Genomic DNA, 13736 nt, shown 5'->3' on the forward strand with positions numbered 1-13736 from the left:
AGGCATCCGTTGATGCCTGGCATTTTTCAAAAAAACTATTACATTTTATACCATGAAGTGACATGCGCTCCCTCTCACGTTTACTAATTCACCTTCTTCGCCCCCTCCCAGTACATTTCCCTTAAGCGGTATTTCTGCAATTTCTCTGTTGCTGTTTTCGATAATGCTTCCACGAATTCAACCACTTTGGGTGCTTTAAAATGAGCCATATTAGACCTGCAATAGTTTATAATTTCCTTATCAGTCACATTCGAATTTGAATACAGCACTACAATTGCTTTAGGGACCTCCCCCTATGTTTCATCAGGTATTGAGATAACAGCAGTCTCCATAACAGCCGAATTTTTATATAATACACCTTCTACCTCAGTGGAAGAATTATTTTCTCCACCGGAAAATATCTATTCTTAATAACCTTTGTGTTCATTGACTTTAAAGCTGTAATCATGCTATCTTTTGATGGTATAATCAATAAATGAAAGAATTTAAAGGAGAATTATTCCGATGTAAATCAAAAATCCCCGATTACAACTATAATAATTACAATTGGACAATTTTAAATGAAAGGGATTTTGTTATGAGTTTATATGATGAAGTTAACAAACGAAAAACGTTTGCTATTATATCTCACCCCGATGCCGGGAAAACAACTTTAACGGAAAGGTTACTTTTGTTTGGAAATTTAATCCGCTCAGCGGGAACTGTCAAAGCAAAAAAATCTGGTAAATTTGCAACCTCAGACTGGATGGAAATAGAAAAACAACGTGGCATTTCGGTAACATCAAGTGTAATGAATTTTCCCTATGGTGGCTATCAGGTTAATATTTTAGACACCCCTGGACACGAAGATTTTAGTGAGGATACGTACCGGACGCTTACTGCAGTAGACAGTGTAGTTATGATAATTGATGCAACAAAAGGGATTGAAGCACAAACAAAAAAATTATTTAAAGTATGTCGTATGCGTGGAATTCCGATTTTTACCTTTATCAATAAGCTGGATCGTGAAGGAAGAGAACCATTTGATCTATTAGAAGAAATTGAGGAAGTATTAGATATTGAGACCTACCCAATGAACTGGCCTGTAGGAATGGGCAAGCGTTTTCTAGGAGTTTTTGACCGCCATAAAAATCAATTTGTCCAATATAACGGTAACGAAGAAGAAATCTATATACCATATGAGGATTTGGATAAACCTGAACATCAGGAACTAGTGTCTAATTCCACATTTAAAGCAACAGAAGATGAGCTTGAATTATTGGATGAAGCAGGAGATAATTTTTCATTAGAAACTGTTTTATCTGGAAAACAAACACCTGTATTCTTTGGAAGTGCCCTGGCACCATTTGGTGTGGAAACTTTTTTCGATACATTCATATCCATGGCGCCCGCACCGAAACCAAGGAAATCTACAGAAGGAGTCATCCAGCCTGATAACCCGAATTTCTCAGGATTTGTCTTTAAGATACAAGCAAATATGAATCCCGCCCACCGTGACAGGATAGCATTTTTACGAGTATGCTCAGGTAAATTTGAACGCGGAATGAGTGTTAATTTGGCAAGAACCAATAAGCCGATTAAACTGGCGCAGTCGCAGCAATTTGTTGCATCCTCAAGAGGTACAATTGAAGAAGCATATGCTGGTGACATTATAGGGATATACGATCCGAATGCCTACCGAATTGGTGACACGTTAATTGAAGGAAAAGAGCACTTTGAATATGATGAGCTGCCTCAATTCCCTCCAGAATTGTTTAAAAAAGTAACAGCTAAAAACGTAATGAAAGCAAAGCAATTTAAAAAAGGTCTTGAACAGCTTGTGCAAGAAGGCGCTATTCAATTATTTAAGAGACATCGTACTGAATCCTATATTCTAGGGGCAGTAGGTGAATTGCAATATGATGTCTTCAAATATAGAATGCAAAATGAATATAATGTGGAAGTAGAGTTAGAGTCAATTGGAGAGCGTATTCCCAGGTGGCTAAAGGTTGATCAAGTTGACGAATCACTTTTTGATGAACGAAACATCCTAGTTAGAGATCGAGAAGATAATTATATTGTTTTATTCAGAAATGAATTTGCTCTACGCTGGTTCAAGGATAAACACCCTAAAATGGAATTAATTGATTTATTCGAAGTAAATCAATATGATCAAACTAATTAAAGAATCAGCCGTTACCATGAGCTTAGCTAGCTTTGGTAACGGCTGATTATATAGATAAAACAAAAACCACCTAATTATATGATTTACTCTTTAAGATATGGATTGATTTTATTAATAAGATCTTGGAGTTCTATTGATTGATTGTAATACATTTGTTTAGCATTTTGGTCGTTAGTCTGAATTGCAAATCCCTCCAAATCAGCCTGCATTTTTCTCAATTGTGCAGAAAGAAGAGGCTTCTGTTTAACTTGTGTCACCTTTTCTTCTTCATTATATAAATCAACATAAACATTACCTTTTGAATCAATTTGGGCTAAGAACACGTTTTTAAAATTTTTAGCACCTTGTTTCAGAACTTCACCAAGAAGCCACTCTTTCGAATAACCAAGATAATTCAGCCGCTTATCTAATAATATTCCATCGACAATAATCAATGATGGAGTGTGCTCTGCTTCGACTGGCATACCTATATCTTTTGGTGTTAAGGGATTATATTCTGCTTTTTTCATCACAGTTATAACGCCACTTGTCTCCAGGGTTGCCATTTCAACGTCTGCTAATTTAAAGACACTCTTCTCTCGCAAACCCTGCATTAAGTCATCAAATGTTATCTTCTCTTTGAACAAATTCTTTTCTAGCACATTTCCATTTCTTATTAATATAGTTGGCCTTCCCTCTACGAGTTTTCTAAATTTTAGTGATTTTAAGGCACCAAAAACGACTAGAGTAGTTAAAAGCGAAAATAAGAGCAAGCCTATTATCGCATCCATCGGTTGCATATTTACGTCAATTGCTAAAGCTGCAGCCATATTACCAATTGAAATTCCTGTTATGTAATCAAAAAATGTCAGTTGAGCAATTTGTTTACTTCCAAGTAGTCTTGCTAGTAATAATATAAAGAAGAAGGCAAATATAGTTCGAACAATTACTATTGTATATTCAGACATGTAAATCCTCCGCAATTAAGAACTATTGTTCATATCTTTTATTATTATGGTTAAGTTAATTAAAAAGATACGAGGAGTACAAGATATGAAAATACCAATATTAGTTATACTCTTCCTTTGCTTTACAATATTATTCGGGTGTTCAACAGAAAAAATACAAGGTCTGCCAATTTCACAAAAAGCAATCGAAATTAGAAAATTGGTGAATCAGTCCCAATGGAAAAAAGCCGAGCAAGAGGTAGCTCTTATCCAAGAATTATACAAAAGTAATAAATGGAGATACCAGATATTAGGTGATAAAATAGAGTATCACAACCTAAATATACATATCAAAAAGTTAAAAGTTGCTTTGGAAGAAAAAGATAAAACGGAGGCTAAGCTAAATATAGTTATGATAGAAAACTACATAGAATCACTGTACTTCAGATAATGAATAACATCCTTAAAGCAGTTATAAGCTACTTCCTCTCATCCCCCCAAATAAAGACGTTAGGTAATGTACATCATTTAGGTTACAATAATTGTAGTGCTCGTACGTCAAAGGAAGTGAATTACACATGAATAATGACTACAACAAAGCCTTGTTATTTAAGCAGGTAAATTACTCAGTTGACGGTCTTCATATACTGAAAAACATTACAGGATCGATACCTAAGGGTAAAATAACAACACTAGTAGGTCCCTCAGGGTCAGGGAAAACTACTTTATTCAAACTGTGCAATGGATTGCAATCACCTGATTCAGGCGATATTTACATAAATGACAAACCTATCAATAGCTATGATCCGGTGAAATTGCGTAGGAACGTTGGCATTGCTCTGCAAAACGCTGCAATGATTAGTGGAAGCGTAATGAAAAACCTTTCCCTTCCCTTAGATTTGCAAGAAGAAAAATTATCTGAAGAACGTGCAAAGGAATTACTTCATCTCGTCGGAATGAATAAAGATTCATTGCAGCGAAATACCAAGGATTTATCAGGGGGACAACGTCAGAAAATATCAATTGCCCGAACTCTCGTAAACAAGCCGAAGATTTTACTGCTTGATGAAATTACGTCTTCGCTGGATAGTGTATCAAGACAGGATATTGAAGAACTTATTACTAAGATTAATCATACGTATGATACGACGATTTTCTGGATAACACACAATCTCCAGCAGGCTATGACAATCGGAGACTACACTTGGGCCATGATGGACGGAGAAATAATCGAAACTGGGGAAAGTAACTTTCTAAAAGATCCAAAGAAAGAAAGAATGAAGGACTTTGTTAGGGGTGAAGTGGAATGAGCTATCTTACGTTATCCATTGCGCTTCTTTTCGTAATTATTCCATTGATTTTATCCAAAACACTAAATCTAGGTTTGGAAAAGGATACTGCCATTGCCGTAGTTCGCTCCATCATCCAACTGCTCGCTGTTGGGTACGTCCTTCAATTCGTATTCGATACCGAAAACATCATCTACATTTTACTGATGATACTGCTTATGATTGGAGCCGCCACACAAAATGCCAGGAAAAAGGGAGTGTCTATACCTGGAATCACATGGAAGTTAATAGTAACCTTTGTGTTTATTGAAGTCCTGACACAGAGTATTTTACTTGGCCTGAATATCACTCCTCCTACACCACAATACGTTATCCCAATCAGTGGAATGGTAATTGGAAACTCAATGGTGCTGTCAATTTTATTTCTTAATCGCTTTACATCAGAAATCGAAACACATCAAGATGAAACGGAACTCATCCTATCGCTTGGTGGAACTCCCAAACAGGCGATTCACACCCAACTAATTACATCCATTCAAGCGAGTACAATCCCTACAATTGAAAGCCAAAAAACAATTGGGCTTGTACAGCTTCCAGGAATGATGAGTGGGCAAATAATTGCAGGAGCTGACCCGGTACAAGCAGTATTATTTCAATTACTCATATTATTCCTCCTTCTGACTACCGCTGTTATCACAAGCATCATGCTTGGTTATTTATCATATCCAACCCTATTTAACCAGCGCATGCAACTATTAAAGGAAAACATTCAAAAAGAGTGAGTTTTACTTATTATGACTGGTAAAACTCTTTCATTTTTTAACTCCCTTAATACCCACCATGGTATTTTTTAATGTGTGACATATATCACTGCAGATAATTATCTTGTGTATTATTATTAAGATATTAAATACCCTGCTAGGTATTATACAAGGAGGAAAGTATTATGAATAAAAAAATTATAATAGTTGGTGGAGTTGCAGGTGGTTCAACAGCTGCAGCACGACTTAGAAGATTAGATGAAAATGCGAACATTATCATGTTTGAAAAAGGTGAATATATTTCCTTTGCAAATTGCGGATTACCTTACTATATTGGCGAAACGATTAAAGATCGTGAAAAACTACTTGTTCAAACTGTCGATAGTATGTCTGCCAGATACAATCTTGATATTCGTACATTTAGTGAGGTCACACAAATTGATCGCACGAACAAATCAATAAAGGTGAGCAACTTACAAACGAATGAAACGTATGTAGAAACTTATGATGAATTGATTTTGTCACCAGGTGCGCGTCCAATCTTACCACCTATACCGGGTATTGACGAAGCAAGAGCCCTATTTACATTACGTAATATTCCAGATACAGATAAAATTAAGGCCTATATTGATGAGCAAAAACCTAAACAAGCTGTTGTTGTCGGTGGTGGTTTTATTGGTTTAGAAATGGCCGAAAATCTACATGATCGTGGTATTGAAGTGACTTTAGTTGAAATGTCTAACCAAGTAATGGCGCCAATTGACTATGAAATGGCTGCAATTATTCATCATCATCTTGTAGAAAAAGGAGTAAATCTTATCTTAAATGATGGTGTTAATTCCTTTAAGAATAATGGTAAAAAAGTGATTACAAACAATGGAAGAGAAATTGAAACTGACATGATACTACTGTCAATCGGAGTTCGTCCGGAAAATGAACTAGCAGTCAATGCAGGCTTAAACGTTGGTGACCGTGGCGGAATCCAGGTAAACGAGTCGTTACAAACCAATGATCCTAATATATATGCAATTGGTGATGCTGTCGAAGTAAAGGATTACACAAACAAACAACCGACAATGATCCCATTAGCATGGCCAGCCAACCGGCAAGGTCGAATTGTGGCAGATAATATTTACGGTGAAAAAGTAAGATATAACGGTACACTCGGTACTTCAATTGCCAAAGTTTTCGATTATACTGTCGCTGCAACAGGTAATAATGAGAAAACGTTAAATCGCTTAGATATCCCATATCAGGTTGTTCATATACATCCTGTTTCACATGCCGGATACTATCCTGGGGCTTCACCAATTGCATTAAAACTTGTTTTCGACCAGGAAACAGGCAAAATTTATGGTGCTCAAGCTGTTGGAACAGATGGTGTCGATAAGCGTATCGATGTGATTGCCACAGCCATAAAAGGTGGCTTAACAGTTCTAGATTTACCAGATTTGGAATTAGCATACGCACCCCCTTATTCTTCGGCAAAAGACCCGGTCAATATGGCTGGTTATGTTGCTGGAAATATCGTAGAAGGTTTTATTGAAACAGTTCAGTGGAATGAAATCGATGAAATTGTAGCAAATGGTGGTGTATTAATCGATGTGCGTAATCAAGTCGAGTTGGAAAATGGATTTATCACAGGTGCCAAGAATATTCCACTTGATGATTTACGGAATCAGCTTGATAATCTACCAAAAGATGAAACAATCCATGTTAATTGTCAAGTAGGCTTACGCGGATATATAGCGACCAGAATATTGCAGGAAAATGGTTATAATGTTAAAAACCTAGATGGTGGTTGGAAAACCTACTCATCTGCACTAGGCCACCTTGACAAAGTAAAATCATCTGTATAGATATATATTAGAAAACTTTGTATTTGTTAGAGGTTCTTATGAAAGTGTATTTTGCTTCCATAAGAACTTATACTTTGGAATATAAGCCATAATGGCCATTTATGGCAGTAATTTATACTTTTTTAACTGCTTAAAAAGCTGGTTCCCGTATATGGAAACCAGCTTTATTTTATATTATGCTACTACATCATAGCCTTGATCTTCAATTGCTTCGTGCATGTCTTCTACTATAACAAGTGCATCATCATAAGTTACATCGACTTTCCCAGAACCTAAATCTACTTCTACACTTGTTACTCCATTCAGTTCTTCAAGTGCACCTTTAACTGAGGATTTACAGTGGCCACATGTCATACCTTTAACATCCAATGTGATTTGCATACTAATTCCCCCCTTTCCCAAATGCTTTTTAATTATATCTTAACTCGCTTCAACCGAAGTGAGTTAGAAACAACACTGACTGAACTTAAAGCCATAGCACCGCCAGCAATCCACGGTGCCAATAATCCAATAGCAGCTATTGGGATACCAGCGCTATTATAAGCAAATGCCCAGAATAGATTTTGACGAATATTTTTGATTGTAGCTTTACTGATTTTAATTGCCTTTGGTATCAGCAGCAACTCGCCGCCAAGGATTGTTACGTCCGCTGCTTCAATTGCTACTTCTGTACCAGTACCAATGGCAATGCCAATATCAGCAGTTGCCAATGCAGGCGCATCGTTAACTCCATCACCAACCATGGCTACCTTTTTACCAAGCAACTGAACTTCTTTAACTTTATCCGCTTTTTCCTCAGGTAAAACTTGAGCAATAACCTGATCAATACCCACCTGTTTTGCAATTGCCTGCGCAGTTCTTTCATTGTCCCCTGTAAGCATTATTACTTCCAAGCCTTGCTCTTTCAATTGACTAATTGCTTCAACAGCTGTTTCCTTAATTGTATCTGCTACCGAGACAATTCCACGATATTCACCATTTACCGCTATTAGCATAGCCGTTTTTCCATCTGTCTCATACTTAATCATTTCTTCTTCAGATTGAGCAATTTCTACACCATTTTCAGTCAATAATTTTCTGCTTCCTACAAGTATCTGATTATCAGAAATTACAGCATTTATACCTTGGCCGGGTACTGCTGTGAAACTAGTTGCATCTGTTAATGCAATACTTTTTTCCGTAGCATATGCAACGATTGCCTCTGCTAAGGGATGTTCTGAGCCTTTTTCAGCACTGGCCAATAGTTTGAGTGTTTCTTCATCACCAGTAAAATCAGTCACTTCCGGTTTACCTTTTGTAACCGTTCCTGTTTTATCCAGAATAATAGTATCCAACTGATGTGTGCGCTCCAAATGTTCGCCGCCTTTAAACAAAATACCAGATTCCGCAGATTTACCAGTTCCAACCATTATGGACGTTGGTGTGGCTAAACCTAATGCACAAGGACATGCAATAACAAGCACTGCGATAGCCGCTACTAATGCTGGTTCAAATGCACCTGGTGTTACAAAAGAAATCCAGATAATAAATGTCAAAATAGCGATACCAACAACAATTGGAACAAAGTAGCCTGAAATAACATCCGCCAGCCGCTGAATAGGCGCTTTTGTACCTTGAGCATCTTCTACCGCCTTAACAATTGACGCAAGGGCTGTGTCTTTACCAACCTTAGTTGCTTCCATTTCGACCCTACCATTTTTATTCATCGTTGAGCCGATCACTTTTGACTGTTCATCTTTTTCAATTGGAATAGATTCCCCTGTAATCATTGATTCATCAACAGATGTCTTACCTTTTACAACGATTCCATCGACAGGGAATTTTTCTCCTGGTTTTATAATCAAGTGATCACCAACAGCCACTTCTTCAACCGCAATCATCACTTCTTCACCATTACGAATCACACGTGCCTGTTTCGCTTGCAGGTCGAGCAATTTTGATAATGCAACCGTCGTTTTACTTTTCGCATTTGTTTCAAGAAATTTCCCAAACAAAATTAACGTAATTAATATTGCACTTGTTTCAAAATAAAGGTGAGGCATATATCCGGGATTACCAATTGTTTTAAAGGCTTCGTATAGACTATAGAAATACGCGGCACTTGTTCCCAAAGCAACCAGCACATCCATATTTGCTCCACCATTGCGCAGATTTTTATAAGCACCAACATAAAATTGCCAGCCAATCACGAATTGGACAGGTGTTGCTAATGCAAATTGGAACCACGGATTAAGCAGAATAGCTGGTACGTTCATTCCAGATAAATGAACAAGCATTGTTATTAAAAGTGGTGCTGAAAGTAAAGCAGAGACAATCAGTTTAGTCTTCATTTGAATTAACTGCTGTTCCTTCTGTGTCTTTTTATCTTCTTGATTTGCTTTTATTTTAGCATCATAGCCAAGTTTCTGAATCCTGCCAATGATATCAGCTTCTTCCATCAACCCTGGATTATATTCAACAGCAGCACTTTCAGTAGCTAAATTTACACTGGCAAGCTTAACACCAGTTTGTTTATTCAGCACTTTTTCTATTCTGCTAGAACAAGCTGCACAAGTCATGCCATAAACATCAAATTCAGCTTTTTCAGTTTGAACACCATAGCCTAACTTTTCGATTTTAGCCGTTATATCATCATAGGTTGTTGTAGATGGATTATAGTCAACGGTCGCCTTTTCGGTTGTTAAATTAACCTTTGCTTCCACACCATCCATTTTGTTTAGTACTTTTTCTATTCTATTGGAACAGGCTGCACAAGTCATGCCTGTCACGCCAAGTTGTGAATGTTGTTGTTCTTCTGAATCGCTCATATGATCGATCCCCCTTTATTTGGAAAACTGTTTCAAAACCTCAAGAAGCTCATCAATTGCTTCATTACCATTACCGGATTGTACTGCATCGCTGACACAATGCTTCGTATGGCGCTCAGCTATAGAGAAGCCTACTTTTTTTAAAGCAGCATTAATTGCACTTATTTGAACTAATATATCTATACAATAACGATCTTCTTCAACCATTTTCTGAATTCCTCGTACTTGGCCTTCAATTCGTTTCAGCCGGTTAGCGACAGCCTGTTTCTCATCTTCTGTTCGAGGCGTAACCGGATGATCATGCATGTATTCTCCCATTTGCTTCACTTCCTTTCAATCTTTAATTTCAATATACCCCCCATATGTATTTTTGTCAACTGATAACTTTTTATTAAGGTAAATATGAATACAAAAGAGTTCTACAAGTGTATAATATACTTAAATTCAACTTTATACCCTCGTATGGTATTGCATATTAATAGTTGTCCGTGAATATAATACTATTGGACAACTTACGATTGGAGTTGAAGAGATGGCGATTGGATTATTTTTTATTATAGGAACATGTATTATTCAAGTACTGGCAATAATCATGTACATTACTTACTATAGAAAATGGGTAACTCAAATGTATGGAATGATGTTTTCCATGGCAGTTGCTATGATGGTAGGTATATTAATGGGAACGATTTTAGGGGTATACAACCAAGGAGATCTATTTGCCTCAACCATTTTGTCTATCTTAGTCGGTTTATTTGTGGGATTCATTGCTGGAATGCCTGTGGGGTTGCCTGCTGTCATCGATGGTATGATATCCGGATTAATGGGGGGCATGATGGGGGCAATGCTTGGGGATATGTTGGCTATGGCTAGACCCGAAACTATTATTAAAATCATGGCACTTATCGTGACAATGGTCTTGTTACTAGTTTTGTATACAGCCGAAGACCTAATACGCAGAAAATCTGATCAACTAGTATATTCTTTTTTCAAATATCCCTTCGTTCTTCTATTTATCATTGCTGTTCTTTTTCTCGGATTAACCAAATTGGAAGTAAAATAAATTGTTAAAATAGTGAACAAAGAACTATCCTATCCGTCAATATACTATTTTAGTATGCTCACGTTAGGGATAGTTCACCTCTCCAGGACTATTCCTACATTTCTTCTTTAATTCCTTTTCTTACAAGAATCCAATTAGCAGGATAACTGGTCAGGAATCCTAAAATCATTGCAATTTGCATCATGAACCAATAGGATGCCTCATTTGGTTTTGGCGGTTGAGCAAATAGCACAAAATGGACGATTGCCATCCACCCGAACATCCCAATTTCAAATGCTATTAAAGACAGGGTATCAGCCTTAATAGCAGCTTTAATTGATCCAACTATACCCTGTTCCTTATTCATGGGATATATGGCATAAAACTGGAACACAATCCCAAAGATATACGCCAATATAAATTCAACAACATAATGAGCATACAAGGTCGACCCAATAACAGCCATTCCTGTTAATGCTACGATTGGTACACCTGCTGCGTCTCCAACAGTGCACCCGGCCGAACAATGGCTAGTGGATACAAATACCCTTGCAGGTCTTCCGCGACGGTCTTCATCCTTAATCTTCTTTGCTTTTAATCTGCCCCACTTAAAATATGTCCATAATGCAAATGGGCCAAAGAACCACCCATTTATTGGCCAAACCACATTCATTATTTTCATCATCTGCGGATATCTAATCACATCAATAACAATGATCAATGAACTAATTAACCCCATTGTTAACGCAATCCATGAAATAATTGTTAAGAGCATTTTACCACCTTATCTTGTTAAAACATTTTGTTTGATTAATACCCGGTTGAATACAAGATAAACGTTTCAAGTGAGTTAATGAAACAACAAAGGGACTATCAAAATTGATAGTCCCTTTGTTACTTTATAGTTATAATTTTTAAGTTAAACTCATTTACTGTCTGGGCTTAAACTCCTCCCTAAGCAATTGTTCTGCCTGAGGAAAGGAAAGACCCATTTTCCAGCCACCCATTCCATATAGATTATAGTCTTTCACAAGGCGGTATTTTGCTAAAATTGACCTCGCATCCTCAAACCACACTTCATGCTGATCGCCATTTTTATCTTTATATCTAAACCACGGCTGATGAGTTTCCTTGTTATAATGAATGACTGAGCCATGATCAAGAGCTAATTTAATTGCATGTTCCTGGGCATATGCACTCCCCTTTTGCTCTTTGTTATCAATATTCCAGTCATATGCATACATAGGAATCCCAAGAATGACTTTGGAACGCGGGACTGCAGAAATTGCATATTCGATGGTTTCCCTAACCTTTCCCAGGGGAGCAATAGCACCAGCAGGACCTCCAGACCAATGCCAATCATATGTCATAAGAAACATAGAATCCACAGTTTTTCCAAGTGTTTTATAGTCGTAACCTGAATAATAATCCGGATAACGGTCCCCTTGCATTGGTGGTAATGATACTGAAACTTCCATCCCAACTGGATGAAGTCTTTTTGCAAGTTCCTTTATAAATAGATTAAAGTTTCGACGATCATTGTTTTTAATTCCTTCAAAGTCAATAATGACTCCTTTATAATCATTCTCATGCAGAACAGAATAAATATTGTTAATTAGCTTTCTTCGAGTATCTGTATTGCCAATTACCTGATGAGCTAATTCGTCGTCAAATCCGTTAGAGCTTAAATTAGTTATTGTTGCATATGGAATTAAATTCCTCTTCCATGCTGTTTTTACAGTGCCCTCACCAGGCATTTCACTGAGATTTGCTTGTGAATCGGGATGGTATTCAAAAAAACCGATAGTAGATATAAGTTTTTTATATTGCTTTAATAATGATTTATTTGCCTTCTCGCCTTCAGGCACCATAAAAGCACCAGTAAAAATTTCCTTTTTTGGGCTAGAAGGAATAGCTAATTTTTGGTTAGGGAACAGAATGTTTTTCTCCAGACCATTTGCGGACTTTATCTTTTCAATTGAAGTTGAATGACGTTGTGCGATTTCCCAAATACTTTCACCTGGTTGTACAATATATTGATTACCTGGAATTAATAGCGTTAATCCAGGATTAATTACATCTTTATATGGTAAACCATTGAGGTTTACTAACTTTTCTACTGATGTTTCATATGCATTTGATATTCCCCACAAGCTTTCCCCTTTTTTTACAACATGAATAATACTTGCAGAGGTTACTTGGGGAAATAGTAAAATACATATAATAATAGTAATAACAATTTTAGTTTTAAACATCATTGTGCTCCTAACATGTTTATACCAATATTATCTCTATAGGTTCCTAAAACATGTACAGAATTTGTAGTTATTACTTATAAAATTTTAGTTGCACTTATGTAGTTAAGAAAGTAATTATACTTTCTTAACTACCAAAAAAGCCAGGATATGAATTATCATATCCTGACTTATATCATTTGCCTGGCGGCGTCCTACTCTTGCAGGGGCAAAGCCCCAACTACCATCGGCGCTGGAGAGCTTAACTGCTGTGTTCGGCATGGGAACAGGTGTGTCCTCTCCGCTAATGCTACCAGACTTATTCTGTATTTAAACAGAACATCCTTAATCTTAGGTTTATACCCTAAAAACTAAATAAGAGCTTCACATCAACGTTTTCAATTTGTCATTATTAGTTAAGTCCTCGATCTATTAGTATCCGTCAGCTACACGTGTCACCACGCTTCCACCTCGGACCTATCAACCTCATCGTCTCTGAGGGATCTTACTCACTCGAAGTGATGGGAAGTCTCATCTTGAGGGGGGCTTCATGCTTAGATGCTTTCAGCACTTATCCTTGCCACACGTAGCTACCCAGCTATGCTCCTGGCGGAACAACTGGTACACCAGCGGTGTGTCCATCCCGGTCCTCTC

The 13736-nt window shown here is 37.1% G+C and carries 12 protein-coding genes, 2 rRNA genes and 1 pseudogene; 6 read left to right on the plus strand and 9 right to left on the minus strand.

What is annotated here, in order from left to right; all coding sequences use genetic code 11:
• Nucleotides 1-83: 83 nt before the first annotated feature.
• Nucleotides 84-401 (minus strand): annotated as a pseudogene (locus BLS02_RS11710) (AMP-binding enzyme); the annotation flags it as partial.
• Between the two features lie 176 nt (nt 402-577).
• Here BLS02_RS11710 and BLS02_RS11715 point away from each other — a divergent pair.
• The gene (locus BLS02_RS11715; RefSeq protein WP_092493207.1) at nt 578-2164 is read left to right on the plus strand and encodes a peptide chain release factor 3; all 1587 of its coding nucleotides are present in this window, start codon (nt 578-580) and stop codon (nt 2162-2164) included.
• A gap of 83 nt (nt 2165-2247) precedes the next feature.
• Here the strand turns inward: BLS02_RS11715 and BLS02_RS11720 are convergent, their stop codons facing one another.
• The gene (locus BLS02_RS11720; RefSeq protein ID WP_092493208.1) at nt 2248-3111 is read right to left on the minus strand and encodes a DUF421 domain-containing protein; all 864 of its coding nucleotides are present in this window, start codon (nt 3109-3111) and stop codon (nt 2248-2250) included.
• A gap of 85 nt (nt 3112-3196) precedes the next feature.
• Between BLS02_RS11720 and BLS02_RS11725 the strand changes: the two genes are divergently transcribed.
• The 4 genes from BLS02_RS11725 (at nt 3197) to cdr (ending at nt 6999) form a co-directional block, all read left to right on the plus strand.
• Complete coding sequence (locus BLS02_RS11725; RefSeq protein ID WP_092493209.1) at nt 3197-3541, plus strand: DUF4363 family protein; 345 nt, start codon at nt 3197-3199, stop codon at nt 3539-3541.
• Nucleotides 3542-3668: 127 nt separating this feature from the next.
• Entirely contained in the window at nt 3669-4400 is a 732-nt protein-coding gene (locus BLS02_RS11730; RefSeq protein WP_092493210.1) for an ABC transporter ATP-binding protein, read from the plus strand.
• Nucleotides 4397-5161, plus strand: coding sequence for an ABC transporter permease (locus BLS02_RS11735; RefSeq protein WP_092493211.1), 765 nt, complete (start codon nt 4397-4399; stop codon nt 5159-5161). Before BLS02_RS11730 ends, BLS02_RS11735 begins: the two co-directional genes overlap by 4 nt.
• A 164-nt stretch (nt 5162-5325) precedes the next feature.
• On the plus strand, nt 5326-6999 hold the full coding sequence (cdr, locus tag BLS02_RS11740; RefSeq protein WP_092493212.1) for a CoA-disulfide reductase: 1674 nt from the start codon (nt 5326-5328) through the stop codon (nt 6997-6999).
• 174 nt (nt 7000-7173) lie between these two features.
• Here the strand turns inward: cdr and copZ are convergent, their stop codons facing one another.
• The 3 genes from copZ to BLS02_RS11755 are packed head-to-tail and all read right to left on the minus strand — an operon-like array spanning nt 7174 to nt 10124.
• On the minus strand, nt 7174-7380 hold the full coding sequence (gene copZ / locus BLS02_RS11745) for a copper chaperone CopZ (RefSeq protein ID WP_092493213.1): 207 nt from the start codon (nt 7378-7380) through the stop codon (nt 7174-7176).
• Nucleotides 7381-7412: 32 nt separating this feature from the next.
• Entirely contained in the window at nt 7413-9806 is a 2394-nt protein-coding gene (locus BLS02_RS11750) for a heavy metal translocating P-type ATPase (RefSeq protein ID WP_092493214.1), read from the minus strand.
• Nucleotides 9807-9821: 15 nt separating this feature from the next.
• On the minus strand, nt 9822-10124 hold the full coding sequence (locus BLS02_RS11755; RefSeq protein ID WP_092493215.1) for a metal-sensing transcriptional repressor: 303 nt from the start codon (nt 10122-10124) through the stop codon (nt 9822-9824).
• A 214-nt stretch (nt 10125-10338) separates the two neighbouring features.
• On the opposite strand from BLS02_RS11755, the gene BLS02_RS11760 reads away from it, so the two are divergent.
• Nucleotides 10339-10869: a hypothetical protein gene (locus BLS02_RS11760; RefSeq protein WP_092493216.1), complete on the plus strand. Its 531-nt coding sequence runs from the start codon at nt 10339-10341 to the stop codon at nt 10867-10869.
• A 94-nt stretch (nt 10870-10963) separates the two neighbouring features.
• On the opposite strand, the gene BLS02_RS11765 is transcribed toward BLS02_RS11760, so the two are convergent.
• The 4 genes from BLS02_RS11765 to BLS02_RS11780 form a co-directional block, all read right to left on the minus strand.
• Nucleotides 10964-11623 carry a DUF4396 domain-containing protein gene (locus tag BLS02_RS11765; RefSeq protein ID WP_092493217.1) on the minus strand — a complete coding sequence of 220 codons (660 nt, stop codon included), beginning with the start codon at nt 11621-11623 and terminating at the stop codon, nt 10964-10966.
• Nucleotides 11624-11777: 154 nt separating this feature from the next.
• Nucleotides 11778-13106, minus strand: a complete 1329-nt coding sequence (locus BLS02_RS11770) for a glycoside hydrolase family 18 protein (protein ID WP_092493218.1) — start codon at nt 13104-13106, stop codon at nt 11778-11780.
• Between the two features lie 178 nt (nt 13107-13284).
• Nucleotides 13285-13400 (minus strand): 5S ribosomal RNA (gene rrf / locus BLS02_RS11775).
• Between the two features lie 94 nt (nt 13401-13494).
• A 23S ribosomal RNA gene (locus BLS02_RS11780) occupies nt 13495-13736 on the minus strand; the annotation flags it as partial.

Source organism: Virgibacillus salinus, assembly GCF_900102415.1.
Lineage (GTDB): Bacteria > Bacillota > Bacilli > Bacillales > Amphibacillaceae > Lentibacillus > Lentibacillus subterraneus.

Excerpts from the sequence above, each read along its gene's own strand:
- BLS02_RS11715 (WP_092493207.1), top strand. The coding sequence starts at position 578 with ATGAGTTTATATGATGAAGTTAACAAACGAAAAACGTTTGCTATTATA.
- BLS02_RS11720 (WP_092493208.1), bottom strand. The coding sequence starts at position 3,111 with ATGTCTGAATATACAATAGTAATTGTTCGAACTATATTTGCCTTCTTC.
- BLS02_RS11725 (WP_092493209.1), top strand. The coding sequence starts at position 3,197 with ATGAAAATACCAATATTAGTTATACTCTTCCTTTGCTTTACAATATTA.
- BLS02_RS11730 (WP_092493210.1), top strand. The coding sequence starts at position 3,669 with ATGAATAATGACTACAACAAAGCCTTGTTATTTAAGCAGGTAAATTAC.
- BLS02_RS11735 (WP_092493211.1), top strand. The coding sequence starts at position 4,397 with ATGAGCTATCTTACGTTATCCATTGCGCTTCTTTTCGTAATTATTCCA.
- cdr (WP_092493212.1), top strand. The coding sequence starts at position 5,326 with ATGAATAAAAAAATTATAATAGTTGGTGGAGTTGCAGGTGGTTCAACA.
- copZ (WP_092493213.1), bottom strand. The coding sequence starts at position 7,380 with ATGCAAATCACATTGGATGTTAAAGGTATGACATGTGGCCACTGTAAA.
- BLS02_RS11750 (WP_092493214.1), bottom strand. The coding sequence starts at position 9,806 with ATGAGCGATTCAGAAGAACAACAACATTCACAACTTGGCGTGACAGGC.
- BLS02_RS11755 (WP_092493215.1), bottom strand. The coding sequence starts at position 10,124 with ATGGGAGAATACATGCATGATCATCCGGTTACGCCTCGAACAGAAGAT.
- BLS02_RS11760 (WP_092493216.1), top strand. The coding sequence starts at position 10,339 with ATGGCGATTGGATTATTTTTTATTATAGGAACATGTATTATTCAAGTA.
- BLS02_RS11765 (WP_092493217.1), bottom strand. The coding sequence starts at position 11,623 with ATGCTCTTAACAATTATTTCATGGATTGCGTTAACAATGGGGTTAATT.
- BLS02_RS11770 (WP_092493218.1), bottom strand. The coding sequence starts at position 13,106 with ATGATGTTTAAAACTAAAATTGTTATTACTATTATTATATGTATTTTA.